The organism is Streptomyces sp. MUM 2J (assembly GCF_022414535.1).
Lineage (GTDB): Bacteria > Actinomycetota > Actinomycetes > Streptomycetales > Streptomycetaceae > Streptomyces.
In genome coordinates this window covers 88,091-104,273 of sequence record NZ_JADWYM010000015.1, presented here as the reverse complement: position 1 = coordinate 104,273, position 16,183 = coordinate 88,091, and the positions used below count along the sequence as shown (strand labels likewise).

The 16,183-nt window shown below is 71.5% G+C and carries 15 protein-coding genes; 3 read left to right on the top strand and 12 right to left on the bottom strand.

Annotated elements, in window-relative coordinates; translation table 11 throughout:
• Positions 1-269: 269 nt before the first annotated feature.
• Complete coding sequence (locus I3F54_RS15550; RefSeq protein ID WP_240119339.1) at positions 270-842, top strand: MarR family transcriptional regulator; 573 nt, start codon at positions 270-272, stop codon at positions 840-842.
• A gap of 276 nt (positions 843-1,118) precedes the next feature.
• Here the strand turns inward: I3F54_RS15550 and I3F54_RS15545 are convergent, their stop codons facing one another.
• The 11 genes from I3F54_RS15545 to I3F54_RS15495 all read right to left on the bottom strand — a co-directional run bounded on the left by I3F54_RS15545 (position 1,119) and on the right by I3F54_RS15495 (position 12,443).
• The gene (locus I3F54_RS15545) at positions 1,119-2,021 is read right to left on the bottom strand and encodes a hypothetical protein (protein WP_240119338.1); all 903 of its coding nucleotides are present in this window, start codon (positions 2,019-2,021) and stop codon (positions 1,119-1,121) included.
• 7 nt (positions 2,022-2,028) lie between these two features.
• Complete coding sequence (locus I3F54_RS15540) at positions 2,029-2,727, bottom strand: gamma-glutamyl-gamma-aminobutyrate hydrolase family protein (RefSeq protein WP_240119337.1); 699 nt, start codon at positions 2,725-2,727, stop codon at positions 2,029-2,031.
• A complete protein-coding gene (locus I3F54_RS15535; RefSeq protein ID WP_240119336.1) occupies positions 2,724-4,214 on the bottom strand; it encodes an aldehyde dehydrogenase in 1,491 nt (496 codons plus the stop codon). Before I3F54_RS15535 ends, I3F54_RS15540 begins: the two co-directional genes overlap by 4 nt.
• Positions 4,215-4,428: 214 nt before the next feature.
• Complete coding sequence (locus I3F54_RS15530; protein WP_240119335.1) at positions 4,429-5,889, bottom strand: APC family permease; 1,461 nt, start codon at positions 5,887-5,889, stop codon at positions 4,429-4,431.
• A 259-nt stretch (positions 5,890-6,148) separates the two neighbouring features.
• Positions 6,149-6,790 carry a TetR/AcrR family transcriptional regulator gene (locus I3F54_RS15525; RefSeq protein ID WP_240119334.1) on the bottom strand — a complete coding sequence of 214 codons (642 nt, stop codon included), beginning with the start codon at positions 6,788-6,790 and terminating at the stop codon, positions 6,149-6,151.
• 147 nt (positions 6,791-6,937) lie between these two features.
• Positions 6,938-7,783 (bottom strand): fumarylacetoacetate hydrolase family protein, encoded by an 846-nt coding sequence (locus I3F54_RS15520; protein ID WP_240119333.1) that lies wholly within the window; start codon positions 7,781-7,783, stop codon positions 6,938-6,940.
• A 9-nt stretch (positions 7,784-7,792) separates the two neighbouring features.
• Entirely contained in the window at positions 7,793-8,731 is a 939-nt protein-coding gene (locus tag I3F54_RS15515) for a 3,4-dihydroxyphenylacetate 2,3-dioxygenase (RefSeq protein WP_240119332.1), read from the bottom strand.
• Complete coding sequence (locus I3F54_RS15510) at positions 8,724-10,187, bottom strand: aldehyde dehydrogenase (protein ID WP_240119331.1); 1,464 nt, start codon at positions 10,185-10,187, stop codon at positions 8,724-8,726. The genes I3F54_RS15515 and I3F54_RS15510 overlap by 8 nt, the downstream gene beginning before the upstream one ends.
• A 34-nt stretch (positions 10,188-10,221) precedes the next feature.
• Positions 10,222-11,028, bottom strand: coding sequence for an acetoacetate decarboxylase family protein (locus I3F54_RS15505; RefSeq protein ID WP_240119330.1), 807 nt, complete (start codon positions 11,026-11,028; stop codon positions 10,222-10,224).
• A 12-nt stretch (positions 11,029-11,040) separates the two neighbouring features.
• Complete coding sequence (locus tag I3F54_RS15500; RefSeq protein WP_240119329.1) at positions 11,041-12,249, bottom strand: NAD(P)/FAD-dependent oxidoreductase; 1,209 nt, start codon at positions 12,247-12,249, stop codon at positions 11,041-11,043.
• Positions 12,250-12,254: 5 nt separating this feature from the next.
• Complete coding sequence (locus I3F54_RS15495; protein ID WP_240119328.1) at positions 12,255-12,443, bottom strand: ferredoxin; 189 nt, start codon at positions 12,441-12,443, stop codon at positions 12,255-12,257.
• 366 nt (positions 12,444-12,809) lie between these two features.
• Here I3F54_RS15495 and I3F54_RS15490 point away from each other — a divergent pair, with 366 nt between their 5' ends.
• Together I3F54_RS15490 and I3F54_RS15485 are read left to right on the top strand one after the other, a co-directional pair.
• Positions 12,810-14,165 (top strand): glutamine synthetase family protein, encoded by a 1,356-nt coding sequence (locus I3F54_RS15490; RefSeq protein WP_240119327.1) that lies wholly within the window; start codon positions 12,810-12,812, stop codon positions 14,163-14,165.
• Between the two features lie 40 nt (positions 14,166-14,205).
• Positions 14,206-15,522, top strand: coding sequence for a cytochrome P450 (locus I3F54_RS15485; RefSeq protein ID WP_240119326.1), 1,317 nt, complete (start codon positions 14,206-14,208; stop codon positions 15,520-15,522).
• Here I3F54_RS15485 and I3F54_RS32540 read toward each other — a convergent pair.
• Positions 15,488-16,000: an ATP-binding cassette domain-containing protein gene (locus I3F54_RS32540; protein ID WP_374205928.1), complete on the bottom strand. Its 513-nt coding sequence runs from the start codon at positions 15,998-16,000 to the stop codon at positions 15,488-15,490. The genes I3F54_RS15485 and I3F54_RS32540 overlap by 35 nt on opposite strands.
• Positions 16,001-16,183: the final 183 nt, after the last annotated feature.

The following is a 16,183-nucleotide window of genomic DNA, read 5'->3' as shown; positions in this document are numbered from 1 at the left end:
CGGGCCGGGAGCGCTGCCGGCAAGGCACTTCGTGCGCCGGGTCGCTGCGCCGCGTGAGGCAGCTCACAGAGCGTCGGTGCGGCTGTGCGCGCTGGCGCCCGGCCAGGAGGGCCGCCCCCGACGGGTCGTCCCGCGCACGGAGACCGCGCCCTGGTGTGGCGAGGCACGCAGGTGGGACCGGCTGAGCCGCGAGCCGCTCTCACGTTCCGAGACACGACGGCCGGGAGCACTCGTACAATTTGACTCCGAACGATCGAAGGAGTGTGCCCGTGCCCGGCCATCGGTCCATCACCGCAGCGGAGGAGCTGGCGGCGGCGAAGCTCGGAGGTACACCGATCCACCGTGAGCAGATGGCGGTGGTCGCCAACATCTACCGTGCCGCCTCCGCGGTCCGGCAGCACCTGGAGAGTTCGGTGCTGCGCGGTGCCGATCTGACGTGGACGGCGTTCGTCGTGCTCTGGGTGGTGTGGGTGTGGGGCGAGTCGGAGACCCGACACGTCGCGGAGGAAGCCGGGATCTCCAAGGGGACCCTCACCGGGGTCTCGCGGACGCTGGAGGGGCGTGGGCTGGTCAAGAGGGCCAGGCACCCCTCCGACGGCAGGTTGGTGCTGCTCAGCCTCACCGAGGAGGGCGAGAAGCTGATGCAGCGGTTGTTCCCGGAGTTCAACCAGGAGGAGGTGTTCGTCACGTCGCGGCTCGGTGACGAGGAGTGCCGGAGCGTCGCCGACGGGCTGCGGCAGGTCGTGCTCCAGGTCGAGGAGCACGGCAAGGAGCGCCGACTCGCTGCGCTCGGCGGTGCGCAGCCGGCACCGCGCCGTAGTGGGCGCCGGCCGAAGGGCTGAGGGCCGGCCGGGGAGCGAAGACGACGTCGACCGCAAGGGGTTCGAGCCGCTCGGGTGGGGAGGCGGCACGCCTCGGCGGCGACGGACCTGTCGGTCGGTCTTCGCAGACCGCCACCAGTCACGCCCGTGACGGCCGCCGCCGGCAGCGCCTCGCGTCCGTCGCCGAATCCCGGCCGGTGCTGTTCTGCTGCGACGACGGCCGCCACGTCCTTCTCCTTGCGCGCGGTATCCGGGCTCGCAGCGTCCGGGGCTGGACCGGGTGGCCGAACTGATCGGTCACCTGCGGCTCCAGTAGGCGTACCGCTCCACCGGATCGCCGTCGTGCCCCCACGGCCAGGCCGTGACCAGCCCGCCGGTGACGGCGAAGACCGCAGCCGCGTCCTTGGTCCGCACCGCCCGTGACAGGGCGTACGCGAGCAGCCCGAGGTCGGCGACGGTGGCGGCGTGGCGCGGGTGGCCGGGCCTGGGCCATCGGTCCAGGGCCTGGTCCAGCAGGCGTGCCACGTGCGGCTGGGACCAGTAGCGGCCGGCGCCGAGCGCCTGGGTGCCGCCGCTGTCCAGCTCGCGCTGGTACTGCCGTACGGCGGCGGCCAGCGGTACGCACGCCGCCGGTACCCCGTGCGGCATGGCGGCCACGACGTCGTCCAGGAAGTCGCGCAGCGCCGCCTGGCTGCCCTGTTCCTCCGGTGAGAGATACCCGAGGATCTGCAGGTGCGCTTCGCGGTGCCAGGCGGCGCGGGCACCGATCTGCCGCCAGACGGGGGTGAGTTCCGCGCTGGTGCGGGCCAGCAGCCTCAGCGCCGCCAGCATCCCGACCCACGGAGTCGGGTCGCCCGGACGGGCGTCGGCGGCCGACCGGAAGGTCGCCGCCGACGCCCATGGATCGGTGGGCAGTTCGGACCAGGCGTGCAGGATCAGCGCGTCCGGGTCGTGGGGCCGCCGCGCCCGCCAGGCACGGGCCAGGGCGGGCGCGGTCCCGGCCAGTACCGTGACACGGTGGCAGCGGCGGTCCCAGTCGTCCCGGGAGTCCCGCAGCAGCTGTTCCACCTGGGCGATGGCCAGCTCCTGCGGCCCCGGGCCGCGCGAGGAGGCGATGCCCCTCAGCACCCGGCCGAGCGCCGTGTCGTCGAGTTCCGGGGCAAGGCGGGGTGCCTGCTGCCTGCGGCCGAAGAGAGCCATGGCGGTGTCAGCGTCCGTCGTGGGCGGCCCGGACGAGAGCATCGAAGAGGCCCTGCTGGGCGGGGTCCCCGTGGGCGGTGTCCTCCGGGTGCCACTGGACGGCGGTGAACGACCCGTGGCCGGGGAGTTCGAGCCCCTCCACGGTGCCGTCGGCGGCGCGCGCGGTGACCACGAGCCCCTCGCCAAGCCGGTCCACCCGCTGGTGGTGGTAGCAGGACACCTCCGTCTTCTCGGCACCGGTGGCCTGCTCCAGCAGGGTGCCGCGCCGGATGGCCACCGGGTGCACGACGTGGCGGTGCACGCGTTCGGGGCCGCCCATGTCCTGTTCCAGGGTGCCGCCGAGGGCGACGTTGACGACCTGCAGGCCGCGGCAGATCGCCAGCAGGGGCAGGCCCACGTCCGTTGCGTGGCGGGCGACCGCCAGGTCGAAGGTGTCCTGGAGCGCGTCGACGTCGTGGACGCTGTCGTGGGTGTCGGTGGCGCCGTAGCAGTGCGGCGCGAGGTCGCCGCCGCCGGGGAGCAGGACGCCGTCGAAGCGGGCGAGGCGCTCGGCGACACCTCCGCGGACGGGGTGGATGCTCACCGGTTCACCGCCCGCTCGCCACACCGCCTCGATCAGCGCGCGGGCGTTGACCTCGGCGGCGTACCGGAGTGCGGAGGCCGTCGCGGAGAAACGGGCGGGGACGGCTATCAGGGGGCGTGTCACAGCTGGATCCAGGTGGTCTTGAGTTCGGTGTACTTCTCCAGGGCGTGGGCGGACTTGTCGCGGCCGTTGCCGGACTGCTTCATGCCGCCGAAGGGAACGGTCAGGTCGCCCTCCTCGTAGCAGTTGACCCAGACCGTGCCGGCCCTCAGGGCGCGGGAGACCCGGTGAGCGGTGGACAGGTCGGAGGTCCACAGGCCGGCGGCGAGGCCGTACTCGGTGGCGTTGGCCAGCCGTACCGCCTCGTCCAGGTCGTCGAAGGTCAGGACGGACAGCACGGGGCCGAAGATCTCCTCGCGGGCCAGCCGCATGCCCGGGCCCACGTGGTCGAAGACGGTCGGTGCGAGGAAGCTGCCGCCGGTGCCGGTGAGGATGCGCTCACCGCCGGCGCGCAGGCGGGCACCCTCCCGCCGGCCGGCGTCGATGTGGTCCTGTACGCGCCTGAGGTGGCCGTCGCCGGCCAGGGCGCCCATCTCGGTGGCGGGGTCGAGCGGGTCGCCGATCCGCAGCTCGCGTGCCCGTCGTACGACGGAGTCGGTGACCTGTTCGGCGATGGAGGTGTGTACGAGGAGCCGGGAGGGGGCGGTGCACATCTCGCCCTGGTTGAAGAAGATGCCCCAGGCCGCGGTGGCTGCGGCCTTCTCCAGGTCGGGGGCGTCGGGGAGGATGATGTTGGGCGACTTGCCGCCCAGTTCCAGCCAGACCCGCTTGAGGTTGGAGTCGGCCGCGTAGCGCAGGAAGTGGCGGCCGACGGCGGTGGAGCCGGTGAAGGCCAGGACGTCGACGTCGGGATGGCGGCCGAGGGCCCGGCCAGCCACCGGACCGAGGCCGCCCACGACGTTGAGCACGCCCGGCGGCAGTCCGGCCTCGGTCGCGATCCGGCCCAGCAACAGTGCGGACAGGGGCGAGTTCTCCGACGGCTTCAGTACGACCGTGCAGCCGGCGGCCAGCGCCGGGGCCACCTTCCAGCCGGACAGCGTCAGCGGGAAGTTCCACGGCACGACGGCGCCGACCACACCGGCCGGTTCCCGGGTGACCAGCGCGAGGGCGTCCGGCGCGGTGTGCGGGGACTCGTCGGTGAGCTTGTCGGCCAGCTGGCCGTACCAGCGGAAGGTGTCGACGACGGCGCGCAGTTCGATCTCGTACGCGTCGGCGATGGGCTTGCCCATCTCCAGGCTGACGGTGAGCGCGGCCTCCTCACGCCGTTCCTGGAGCAGCTCGGCGATGCGCAGCAGCACCCGGCCGCGCTCGGCGGGCGCGAGGCGCGGCCAGGGCCCGGTGTCGAAGGCCCGGCGGGCGGCGGCCACGGCCGCGTTCACCTCGGCCGTGCCCCCGTCGGCGACCTCGGTGAGCACCTGCCCGTCACGGGGCGAGACGGCGGCGAAGGTCGCTCCTCCGCCGTCCTCGTCCGCGCCGTCGATGTGATGGGCACCGGACAGGTCCAGGAACTCGGCGCGACGCATCCACTCCTCGTGGGTGACGTGCGGCATGCGGGACCTCCAAAAAGAATGTTTGAACCCAAACGACAGTCTGGGCGTGGAGCCGCCACAACGGCTCACGGGATCGATCCGGCAGGCCCGCGCACCCCGGGAGGGCGTCACCGAGTCGGGCCATGGAGTCAACCGCCCGGGTGGACGCCTGCCGCCTGGTCCACGGTTCCTCGACCAGGCGGCAGGCCGGCCCGCTGAGCGGCCGACGTGCACGTCAGCCGTTGGTGGCCGCGGTCCTGTCGCGGGTCAGCCGGGCCGCGGCGACACCCACGGCCAGGACGGCGGGGACGGTGAGTGCAAGCCAGAGGGCGGTGCCGCCCTCACCGCCGACGAGCATGGTGAAGTTCTCGACGATCAGCCAGATGGCGCCGACGATACCGAGCGCGCCCAGGGCCGGGGCGATCAGCGTGTTCCACGGCCGGGTGTCCAGGCGGTCGCGGCGGAAGAAGACGATCACGGAGATCGAGGTCAGCAGGTACATCAGCATGATCGCGAGGACGGCCACCCCGCTGCCCCAGGAGAACAGGTAGAGCACCGGGTCCCTGCCGGTCAGCGCGAAGGGGAGGACCAGTGCGACGGCGATGGCGGTTTGGACGCCGCCGGCCACGCCGGGCGAGTGGCGGCGGTTGATCGCCGACAGCTTGCGGGGCAGCAGCCCGTCGCGGCTGAGCGAGAACAGGTAGCGGTTGGCGGAGTTGTGGAAGGCGAGGATGCCGGCGAAGAGTGAGGTGGCCAGCAGGACGGGCAGGACGTCATTCACCCAGGTGCCGAAGAGGCCGGCGATCGGCATGAAGACGAAGGCCGTCGAGTCACCGCTCTGCAGTGCGCTGCCCGCGGCCTCGGTCGCCTTCGAGGCGCCGTAGGAGGAGACCAGCATCCAGGAGGCGAAGCTGAAGAAGCCGGTGACGCAGGCGACGGCCAGGTAGGTGGCCCGCGGGACCGTCTTGCGGGGTTCACGCGCCTCCTCGCCGTAGATCGCGGTGGCCTCGAAGCCGACCATCGACGCCACGGCGAACATCATCGCCACGCCCGGCGCCCCCTGGACGACCGCAGCCGGCGAGAACGAGCCCGTGAAGCCGAGCCCCTCGGGTCCGCCGCCCTTGAACAGGGTGACCAGCGCGAAGACGCTCAGGATGCTGAACTCCGCCAGCACGAAGACGGCCAGCACCTTGGCGCCCATCTCGATGCCTGCGGCTCCCAGTACCTGGACGATCGCCATGGTCACCAGGGCGCAGACCCACCACGGCACCTGCGCCCCCGTGTAGTGCGTCAGCAGCCCGCTCACGGTCGCCCCGTAGAGGCCGTACATGGCGGCCTGGATCGCACAGTAGGCGAACAGCGCGACCCCCGCGCTGCCGGTACCGAGGTGCCGTCCGAGGCCCTTGCCGATGTACGTGTAGAAGGCGCCGGCGTCCACGACGTGCCGGCCCATGGCGACGAACCCGACCGAGAACAGCAGGGTGATCACACCGGCCGCCACGTAGGCGGCGGGGGCGCCGGCGCCGTTGCCGAGGGCGACGGCGATGGGGACGGCGCCCGCGATGCCGGTCAGCGGCGCCTGGGCGGAGAGGACGAAGAAGAGGATGCCCAGAACGCCGAGGGAGTTGGGCTTGAGCTTGCCTGCGGTGGAGGCGTCGGGCGCGGTCTGGTTTCTGACCGCCGTCGGGCTGTCCACTCGGATCACCTGCCAGGGAGGGGAGAAGTTTTCGTTTCAGGCCAAACGAGTTGCCTCATAGTGGGCTGGAACTATCCGTTTGACAAGGGGTTGCGACCGGATTCCCGGGCGTCTCCCGGTTCCTTACGCGACCGTGACAACGGCGAGATCCGGCAGCAGGGCGCCCTGCGCGGCCGCAGGGGTACGGAGGAGGGCCGGATGCCTACGGACGAGGCCCTGGACGACGGACGTCCAGGGCCTCGTGAGGTGCGGGGCGGAGTCAGTCGTGCGGCCCGTCCTCGGACTTCGAGTCGGTGTGCTCTTCGGCGGCGAGCAGCCGAAGCAGGGTGCGCAGCTTCTCGATGGCGGCGTCGGTGGTCTCGGGGCCGCCGAACACGAGCTGGTGCAGCACGAGGCCGTCCAGGGCGGCGAAGACGAGCCGGGTGAGCGAGCGGTCGGCGCCGTCGGGCAGCATGCGGGACAGCTCGCGCGCGGTGGCGTCGAAGTACTCGTCGTACAGGGCTCGCAGGTGCGTCAGCAGTTCGGGGCGGCGCCGGGCCTCCAGCAGCAGCTCGTACTGGAAAGCCTGTATGTCCGGATCGGCGGTGACCATCTCGGAGACTCCCGCCGAGAAGTCCGCGACCTTGCCGGTGCCCGGTTCGAGCGCGCTGGTGTTCAGCGAGGTGCGGATCGCGTGTGCGAGCGCCTCCTCGATGAGGGCGTCCCGCGAGCCGAAGTGGTGCACGACCAGCCCGTGTGTGGTGCCCGCCTCCTCCGCGACCGCCCGGTAGGTGAGCTTGCGCAGCCCACCGCGGGCCACGACCCGCACAGCCGCGTTGAGCAGGGCCTCACGGCCCTCGCCGTAGTTCATGCGCCTCTTGCGCGGCTTGCGCCCGTCAGGGGGCTCGGCGGAGTCGGTCATGGGGGCGACCCTACCCGCCGCGCCATGTCCGGGAACGGGCCGGACCAGGGGCGGGACGGTGCCGGGCCCCGGGCAGCGTCCGCCGGAAGCGCGGCACCGGGCGACGTCCTCCGTCATGCCCGGTGCGGCGCGGTCCGGTGGGCGGCATCAGCGCCGGGGCGGGCGGATGCCGCGGAGTTCCCAGTCGCCACCGAGCGCGGTGGACAGCACCTCCTCGGACTCGGTGGGCTGGGCGCCCACGTCGGTGCGGACGGGGGTGGGGCCGGTGACGATGTGGTTGGTGAGGCGGCCGAGGCCTTCGACCTCCACCTCGACGACGTCGCCCGGCTGGACGGGGCGGGAGTTGGCCGGGGTGCCCGACAGCAGGACGTCGCCGGGGTGGAGGGTGATGGTGCGGGCGATGTCGGCGACGAGGTAGTGCATGTCCCACGTCATCTCGTCGGTCGAACCGTCCTGGGCGACCTCGCCGTTGACGTACGTGCGCAGCGTCTTGCCGTGGAAGTCCCAGTCGGTGACCAGGCCCGGCCCGAGCGGGCACAGGGTGTCGGAGCCCTTGACCCGGAGCATGGAGCCCGCGTCGGTGTCGCGGAAGTCGTGCAGGCCGTAGTCGTTGGCGATCGTGTAGCCCGCGATGTACGCGCCGGCCTGGTCCGGAGGGATGTTCCGCGCGGTCTTTCCGATGACGATGGCGACCTCGCCCTCGTAGTTGAGCCAGGTGCAGCCCTCGGGACGGACGATCGCGCCTCTGTGGGAGTTGAGGGCGGAGGTCGGCTTGTGGAAGTAGGTGGGTGTGCCGGGGAGTTCGATCTGGAACTCGTCGACACGGCTGGAGTGGTTGAGGTGGACCGCGATGATCTTGGACGGGACGACCGGGGGCAGATGCCTGGCTTCCTCGATCTTGGTGCGGCGGCCGTCCCCGGCGACGAGTTCGTCCCCGTCGACGGTGACCTCGACGGCGGCGCCATCCAGCAGGATGCGGCGGTATTCGGGCATGCCAGGCTCCTAGATACGGCTGTGGGGGGTGCGCGGGGACGGGGAGGCGGCCGGCCGGCCGGTGCCGGTCCAGCCGTCGGCCGGGCGGTCGAACCAGAGGTGGACCTGGCCGGTTCCTATCGAGTTCTCGTACTCGCCGTACTGGCGGGCCTTGGCGACGCACGCCTGCTCACCGAGGGCGCCGGCCATCATCAGGTAGTGGAAGAACTTCGCCTCGGGCTTGTACTTCCAGAACTCGTCCATGGTGTCGAGGACCTTGTCGTGGCGGCCCTCCCCGAACCAGGCGATGCGCTCGCGGTCGGCCTCGCGCGCCTGAGGGGTGAAGATGTGCACCGGGTCGCTGGCCTCGTGGTCGCGCAGTTCGCGCAGCGGCCAGAAGGTGTGCGACAGCGCGCCGGAGGCGACGAGGAGGACCCGGCGCCCAGGGGTGGCGGCGATGCCGTCGGCGAGCGCGCGCCCGAGACGCAGGTGGTCCTCCATGTCACCGGTCTGGCAGACGCCGATGGTCACCCACCGCTTGTCCGGCAGGCCCTCGCCGAGGTACTTCCAGAGGTTGACGGTGGCGTAGTAGACCGGCAGGTACGCGTCGTCGATCGCGGTGATCCAGGTACCGTGCTGGTCGGCGGACTTCTCGACGTTGCGGGCGAGTTCGGGGTCGCCGGGGAAGTCGTACGGCATCCGGCACATGCCGCGCGGCAGTTCCTCGGAGGTGAACAGCCCGGCCCTGCGGTGCTGGGCGGTGACGACGAACTCGACGGTGGTGGCCCAGTGGGAGTCCAGGACGACGACGGTGTCGTAGTCGTCGCGCTCGAAGACCTCCTTGCGGAGCTGCTCCAGACCGGTGACGAGGGTGATCTCCTTGCCCTCGTTGAGTTCGAGGCGGTCGGCCTTCGGCAGCATGATGGTGGGGACATGGGCGAGGAGCCCGGCCCCGACGATCTCACCCATGGTCCTTGAATCCCTTCGGCGCGGTGACGGTGTTCTTCAGGTCGCAGTAGAAGTCGAAGCTCCAGGTACCGCCCTCGCGGCCGACACCGGAGTGGCGGGAGCCGCCGAAGGGCGCCCGGAGGTCGCGTACGAAGAAGCAGTTGACCCAGACGGTGCCCGCGACCAGTTGCGCGGTGACGCGCCGGGCACGCTCGGGGTCGCCGGTGGCGAGGGTGGCGGCGAGCCCGAAGCGGGTGTCGTTGGCGAGCCGTACGGCCTCGTCCTCGTCGGTGAAGGTCTGGAGGGTGAGGACCGGTCCGAAGACCTCCTCCTGGACGATCTCGGAGTCCTGGGCGACGTCGGTGATCAGGGTCGGCGCGTAGTACTGCCCGCCCTCGGGATGTCCGCCGACGACCACGCGGGCTCCGTTCGCGACGGCCCGCCGTACGAATCCGTCGATCTTCTCCAGCTGGCGGGGGTGGATGGTGGGCCCGATGTCGGTGGCCTCGTCCCGGGGGTCACCTTGCGTGAGCTGCCCGGCCCTCTCCACGAACCGGCGCGTGAACTCCTCGGCGACCGGTTCCTCGACCAGGATGCGGGTCGCGGCGAGGCAGACCTGCCCGGCGTTGTCGTACTGCTCCACCGCCAGGTCGACCGCCAGGTCCAGATCGGCGTCCGCGAACACCAGCAGGGGCGACTTGCCACCGAGTTCGAGACTGAGCGGGGTCAGGTTCGCCGCGGCCGACTCCATGATCCGCCTGGCCGTCGGCACGGAACCGGTGAAGCTGATCCGGCGCACTTCGGGAGCCGAGGTCAGGGCGTCGCCGATCTCGGCGCCGTAACCCTGCACGACGTTCAGGACGCCGGCCGGCAGCCCGGCCTCGGCGGCGATGTCGGCCAGCAGAGAGGCGGTCAGCGGGGACCACTCGGCGGGCTTGAGCACCACGGTGTCGCCCGCGGCCAGCGCCGGCGCCACCTTCCAGGTCGCCAGCATCAGCGGTGCGTTCCACGGCGTGATCAGCACACAGGGGCCCGCCGGGTCCCAGCTCACGTGATTCGTGTGGCCGCGCGTAGCGAAGTCCTCGCGGTCGAGCGTCATCAGCCAGTCGGCGAAGAAGCGGAAGTTGTACGCGACGCGGGGCATGACACCGCGGCGGTGGGAGCGCAGGAGGGCGCCGTTGTCGGTGGTCTCGACGATGGCGAGCTCTTCGAGGCGCTTCTCCACGCCGTCGGCGATGGCGTGCAGGATGCGCGCGCGTTCGGCGCGGGGGGTGGCGGCCCATGCGGGGAAGGCTGCCTGCGCCGCGGCCACGGCCGCCGCCGCCTCCGTCGCGGCGCCCCGGGAGATCTCACCGAGAGCGCTTCCGTCGATCGGCGAGACATCGGTGAACGTCTCGGTGGAGGCGACGCGCTCGCCACCTATCCAGTGCCGGGTGTCCACGGCGACCCCGGCCACCGTGAGGGTGTGATCGGTCATGTCCGGTCTCCAAGTCCTGTGATGGGTAAGGCGGTTACTCGGCGCCGGACATGCCGGACTCCAGCAGCCGGCCACCGTCCCAGACGACTCCGACCTGGCGGTGGTAGGCGGCGATCGGTTCGCGGATCTCCAGTCGTGCCAGCTCTTCGGTGGGGGCGTCGAACAGCTCCAGCTCCGCCTCGCCCACCCAGGGCTGCCCGCCCTCGAAGGAGGCCGCACCGGACTCGATCAACTCGTCCAGCGCCAGGCCCTTGCCCTTTTCGATGGAGGGCAGCCAGCGGTGATGGGCCATGGGGTGGCCGTTGACGAAGCCGTTGGTCCCGGACGGCTCCCGCAGCGTGACCACGGCCTGCGCGAGGCGCCGGTCGGCCGCCGCGAGGGTTGCGCCGAAGCGGGCACCCGCCTCGATGCGCGGGGCGGGACCGTACGGGTGCGGACGAGTCTGGTGGATCGAGCCGAGCTTCTTCGGGTAGCCCTGATGCAGGCCCCGGGCGATGGCGAAGTCCTTGTCGACCCAGATGTACACGCAGCGGCTGTAGGTCTGCCCCCGGTACTTGCAGCGGACGACCGCGAACGCCTCCTTGTACTGGGCCAGCACGGGGTCGAGCAGTTCCTCCCCCGAGGCGGAACACGACTGCCAGTCGGCCCAGACGAGCGCGACAGCTCCAGGATCGACGTCGGCCAACTCCAGTGGTTCGGGCAGCAGTTCGAGCACGCGGGCGGGGTCGGTGCGGTACTCGACGGTGAGCAGGTCACCGGAGTACCGCCACGGCGGTGACGGGATGAGCGACGAGGTACCGCTCGCCGTCTTGGGAGGGAAGTAACCACGGACAGGGGGCATCGCAAGGCTTCCTTACGCAGTGAGGGCGGGCTGCTTGAGCAGCTGGGCGCGGTGGCGGGCGGCGCGCAGGGTGGCGGCCCGGCCGCCGAGGGCCACGACGCCGACCAGTCGGCCGCCCGTGTGATAGCCGACCAGGATGTCGCCCTCCGGGTCGCCGTCCAGGATCCGCACGTCGTCCTTGCCGAGCACGGGCGCGCCGAAGGACTGCAGCCGGAAGTCGTGCTGGTCGCTCCAGAAGGTGGGCAGCGGCGCGAACGGCGCGGACCCGGGTCCTGTGCCGGCGAGATGGGCGACAAGGACCCTCGCGGCGTGCTTGGCCGTGTCGGTGGGAATGGACCAGTGCTCGACCCGGCGGGGTACGCCGTCGTAGCGGGCGTTGGGGAAGCGGGCGACATCGCCGACCGCGACGACATCCGCGCGTCCGCCGACCCGCAACTGCTCGTCGGTGAGCACACCGTCGGACAGGTCGAGGCCGTTGCCGTCCAGCCACTCGACGTTGGCGGCCGAACCGACCGACTCCACGACCACGTCGGCCGGAAGGACCGTTCCGTCGCCGAGAACCACACCGGCGACCCGTTCGGCGCCCTCGAACCCGGCGACTCCCCGGCCCAGCGCGAAGCGCACCCCGCGCTCCTCGTGCCGCTTCAGCAGCGCGCGACCCAGCAGTTCACCGAGCGGGCCCACCATGGGCAGCGGCAGCGGATCGACGACGGTGACCTCACGCACGCCGAGTCCTACGGCGGTGGCGGCCACTTCGCAGCCGATGAACCCGGCACCGACGACCACCACGCGCGCACCGGGCCGGATCAGTTCACCCCGCAGCCCCTGGGCGTCGGCGAGTGTGCGGACCGTGTGGCGCCCGGCGAGTGGCCCGGGGCAGCGCAGCCGCCGGGGCCGCATGCCGGTGGCGACCACCAGGCCGTCGTACGACAGCGACGAACCGTCGCCGAGTTCGACGGTCCGCTCGTCGAGCCGGGCCGCGACGGCTTTCGTCCCCAGCCGCCATTCCACGTCGGCGGCAGCCGCCTTCGGCGTGATGGCCAGAGACTCGAAGGGTTCCTTGCCGGCCAGGACCTCCTTGGACAGCGGGGGCCGGTTGTACGGCATGTGCGGCTCGTCGCCGACGACCGTGACGGCGCCGGTCCAGCCCGCCGCACGCAGTTGCTCGGCGGCGCGCAGCCCGCCCATCGAGGCGCCCGCGACGACTATGCGTCCGGTCATGGGGCTCAGCCCTCGATCCGGATGGCCTGCAGCGGACACACGTCGGCGGCTTCCTCGACCTCGTCGCGCAGTGCCTCGTCCGGTTCGGAGACGTGGACCAGGTGCCCGCTGTCGTCCATCGAGAAGACATCGGGGGCCGCGAAGACGCACTGGCCGTGGTCCTGGCACTTGTTCATGTCGACGACGACCTTCATGGCCGGTCCTCCTGGGGGTGTGGGCGGCGGAGCAGGAAGAGAGAGGAGGGAGGGGTAAGAGGGGCCCGACCACCGTCGGACCGGACCCCTCGGCCAAAGGGAGGCGGAAACCCGCCCCCCTGACTCGTTTGGCTCCAAACAACATAGGAACCGACTCGGCCCTGGTCAATACCTGTCCAGGTGGATAAATTTTTGCGACCGCCCCCTTGCGGGGCGATGACCCTTCTCCATACCGTTCGGGACCAAACGACTGACCCGGGTCTGCCTCCCTCCTCCTCCCGCGCCCCGGCTCCCGTCCTCTGCACACCACCCATCCCCAGAGCCTCAGGGCAGGGGGATGCCACCCTTCCGCCCAAGGAGACATCGGTGAGCGCATCCGACACCCCAGACATCCGTCAGCACATGGAGAGGCTGGCCGCCGAGGGCATCGACGTGGTCCGGGTCGTCTATCCCGACCTCATCGGCACCGACCGCGCCCGCGACGTCCTGCTCGACCACCTGCCCTCGGCCGTCGACCACGGCCTGGCGTTCTGCAAGGCCGTGTACCACACCACCCCGCAGGGCGATGTCGCCCAGGTCGCGGGCGGTCTGGACGCGGGCCTGCCCGACATCGCCGTACGGCCGGACCTCGAGACGCTGGCGACGCTGCCGTGGGAGCCAGGGGTCGCCACCTGCCTCGGCGAGGTCACCGACCCTGCCACCGGTGGCCCTGCCGCCGAGTCCCCGCGCGACCTGCTGCGCTCCGTCCTGGCCCGATGCCAGGAGCACGGACTGCGCCCGGTCGTCGGGCCCGAGCTGGAGTACTTCCTGCTGGAGCCCGCCCCCGGAACCCCCACCGGCTGGCGGCGCGCCCCGGAGACCACCGGCGCCGTCTACACCGCCGGCCTGCGTGCCGATCCCGAGAACCACCTGCTGCGCACCCTGCGCCAGCTGCGCGACCTGGGACTCGGCGTCATCGCCGGCAACCACGAGTTCGACGGCGGCCAGTACGAGATCAACCTCACCCACTCCGACGCCCTCGACGCGGCCGATCGCGCCTTCCGCTTCAAGGCCGCGGTCAAGGAACTGGCCCGTAAGGAGGGCAACCTGGCCACCTTCATGGCCAAGCCCTTCACGGACGCGGGCGGCTCCGGCTTCCACCTCCACTTCTCCTGCGTCGGCGCCGACGGCCACAACACCTTCGGCGACCCCGCCGGCGCCCACGGCCTGTCCGCCACCGCCCGGCACGCCCTCGCCGGGATCCTCGCCCACGCCCCCGCTCTGGCCGCCCTCGCCAATCCCACGATCAACTCCTACAAGCGGTTCGGCCCGGACACCCTCGCCCCCTGGCTGATCGACTGGGGCCTGGACAACCGCAGCGCCCTGGTGCGCATCCCGCCGGAACGCGGCCCCGGCGCCCGCCTCGAACTCAGGCTCGGCGACGCCAGCGCCAACCCCTACCTGGTGATCGCCGGCACGATCGCCGCCGCCCTGCTCGGCATCCGGGCAGGCGAGGAGCCTCCGGCGCCGCTGGAGGGCTACGGCTATGACACCGCCCGCTCCGCCCTCCTGCCGATGAATCTGCCGACCGCCCTGGACGCCCTGGAGGCGGACACCGCCCTGACCGACGTCCTCGGCAAGGACTTCACCACCTCCTTCCTCGGCTACAAGCGTGACGAGGTCGAACGCTTCGGGCGGCAGGTCACCGACTGGGAGTTCACCGAGTACGCCTACCACCAGTAAGCCCCGAAAGCCGAAGCCCTCGACCAGGAGATCCACAGCCATGACGAGTCCCACCGTGCCGGCCACTCCCACCACCGCAGCCGAGCTGCGCGAGCGCCTCGCCGAACCCCTCCCGCTTCAGGAGGTGAACCTCGCCGACCTCGACAACTTCACCGACCCCACCAGGCCCTGGCGCATGTTCCACACCCTGCGCCACGAGGACCCGGTCCACTGGACGCCGGAGGAGGCCCCGAACTCCGGCTTCTGGGCGGTGACCCGACACGCTGACATCGCCCGCGTCGACCGCGACCCGGAGACCTTCACCTCCATGAGGTTCGTCAACCTCGAGGAGGTCGACGACGACCAGATCAAGAAGCGCGCCTCCATCCTGGAGATGGACGGCGTCCGCCACCGCGCGCTGCGCCGTGTGATCCAGCGCCAGTTCGGCGCGAACGTCATCAACGGCTACACCGACTTCCTGCGCGGCCTGACCGCACGCACTCTCGACGCCGCCCTGCCCAAGGGCACCTTCGACTTCGTCCACGAGGTCTCCGCAGACTTCCCCATCAACGTCCTCGCCCGCCTCCTCGACGTGCCCCCGGAGGACAACCAGCGGCTCATCGACTGGGGCAACCGCATGGTCGGCAACACCGACCCCGACTACGCAGACGTCCTTCTGACGAGTGAGGAGAGCGGGAAGTACAAGGACCTGCCCTTCCGCTCCCCCGCCGCGCTCGAGGTCTTCGAGTACGGCCGCGCACTCGCCCGGGAGCGACGAGGCAGGGACGGCACCGATATCGTCTCCAGGCTCGTCAACGAAACCCCGCGCGACGGTGTGCCGCTGTCCGTGCAGGACTTCGACAACTACTTCCTGCTGCTCGTGGTCGCCGGCAACGAGACCACCCGCCACACCATGTCCCACGCCATGCTGGCCCTGCTGCAGCACCCCGAGCAGCTGGCCCGCCTCAGGGACGACCCCTCCCTGATCCCGACGGCGGTCGAGGAGTTCCTGCGCTGGGCGTCGCCCGTGTACCACTTCCGCCGCACCGCCACCCGCGATGTCGAACTCGGTGGCAAGCACGTCAAGGAGGGCGACAAGGTCGTCATGTGGTTCGCCTCCGGCAACCGTGACGAAGAGGTCTTCGGTGATCCGTACGACTTCGACGTCGCCCGTCAGGACAATGACCACGTCACCTTCGGCAAGGGCAGCCCTCACCTGTGCCTGGGCAACCTGCTGGCCCGCACCGAGATCCGCATCATGTTCGAGGAGCTGATCCCTCGTCTGGCGGACATCCGCCTCGCCGGAGACATCCCCCGTGTCCGCTCCAACTTCGTCAACGGCGTCAAGAAGCTCCCGGTGGAGGTGACCCTCGCCTGACACGCTCGTCCAGCAGCAGGGCGCCCCGCGGCCCGGCGAAGAGGACGCGTGCCGGCTCCACCCGTCGGCGATGCCCGCCGGACAGGGCTGCCACCGGCTCGTCCGGGACCCGGCCCGCCAGTGCGAGTCCGGCCGCCGCACGCGCTGCCTCCGCCTCGGCGGCGTGGCCACCACCTGACCGGAAGGCCGCCTCGGCGCGGGTGCAGGCGCTCCTCGCCCGCTCCGGTGCGGCCGGCCGCGTCGGCCATTGCGACCCGCAGCCGGTGCGGGGCCCGGTCCAGGCCGCGGGTGGACAGGATCCGGTCGGTGACGCTGACCTGCGGGTCGGCGGTCCGGGAATCCTGCGCGCGAGGTGGCCGACCGGGCTGGTGTGCGTGACGGTGCCTGCGGAGGGCTCGGCCTGCCCGGGGAGGGCGGTCATGGGAGTGGTCTTGCCCGCGCCGTCACGGCCGACCAGGCCGATAGTGACGGTGATCACGGACAGCGTCCGGGGGGTGCTGCGTAGGCTTGTGCAGTCGTCGGGGTGGGGTCCGGGAGGGCGGGCGGAGTTCTCTCCCCCCACCGCCTGACGGTGCGTCAGAAAAGTCGGCACGTGGTGAGTGCGAGTCCTGGAGAACCTGGGGGTGCCGCCCGGACGCGCGACTCGTTGTAGGGTAGGAAA